A 1,096-nucleotide genomic window follows, 5' to 3' on the forward strand; every position below is an offset into this window, starting at 1 on the left:
CGGAATTTGTCAAGGTGAATGAGGCCAGTGGGAGTCAGGCGGCGGTCTGGTAGGCCTGCTGGTCGTCGTGGTTGGCGGGCTTGTTGATCCAGGCTGCGTCGGGCAGCGTGAGGATCTTCGGGACGGCAGTTGGGGTGCTGAACCGTTCGGGGTGGGCGTTCCGGGCGGTGTTGAGGACGTCGGCGCGGTCGGCGGCCTTCGCGGCGGCGAGGCCGTAGTGAACCTCCGCCGGCGTGTGCAGGCCCAGACCGCCGTGGTGGTGCTCGTGGTTGTAGCGGTCGCGGAACGCGTCCATGAACGCCCTGGCATCGCTGAGAGAGCCGAATCGGTCGGGGAAGACCGGGGCGTACTTCAGCGTCTTGAACCAGGCCTCGGAGTAGGGGTTGTCGTTGGAGACCTTCGGGCGCGAGTGCGAGCGGGTGACCTCCAGATCGGCGAGCAGCGTCGCGACGGTCTTCGAGGTCATCGAGGTGCCGCGGTCGGCGTGGACCACCTCGGGGATGCCGTGGATGGCGAACACCTCGCGCATCATCTCCTCGGCCAGGGGCCCGGACTCGCGGGCGTGGACGTGGACGCCGACGAGGTAGCGGGAGTAGATATCGATCATCACGTAGGCGTCGTAGTAGACGCCCCGGACCGGGCCAGGCAGCTTGGTGATGTCCCAGGAATAGACCTGCCCAGGTGCCGTGGCGACCAGCTCGGGGATCGCCCTCGCCGGATGCCTGGCCTGCCTGCGACGCTCTGTGACCAGGGTGTTCTCCCGCAGTACCCGATACATCGTGGAGACCGAGCACAGGTAGATCCCACGGTCCAGCAACTCGGCGAAGATCTGTATCGGGGTGGCATCGACGAACTCGTCGCTGGTCAGCACCGCAAGCACCCTCGCCCGTTCGGTGCGCGAGAGCCGGTTGGCCGGCACCACCTCCCGCGGCACGGGTGGCCCCGGGCGCTGCTGCCGGCGACTGGCTGTCGCCCGCGAGATGCCGGTCAAGACCGACGCGGCCCGGGTGGGTGTCCCCTGGACGGTGAGGTCGGTGTAGGCGTTCATCAGCGCTTGTTGCGCTTGGTCTCGGTATCCGCGCTCTCGGAGATGTCC

At 67.7% G+C, this 1,096-nt stretch carries 1 protein-coding gene; it reads right to left on the bottom strand.

Features of this window, described 5'->3' with window-relative positions; all coding sequences use genetic code 11:
* Window positions 1-34 precede the first annotated feature (34 nt).
* Window positions 35-1,096, bottom strand: a 1,062-nt coding sequence (locus INT49_RS20825) for a DDE-type integrase/transposase/recombinase (RefSeq protein ID WP_226851141.1), incomplete at its 5' end; no start/stop codon positions are given.

The organism is Brachybacterium tyrofermentans (assembly GCF_014897585.1).
GTDB classification, from domain to species: Bacteria; Actinomycetota; Actinomycetes; order Actinomycetales; family Dermabacteraceae; genus Brachybacterium; species Brachybacterium tyrofermentans.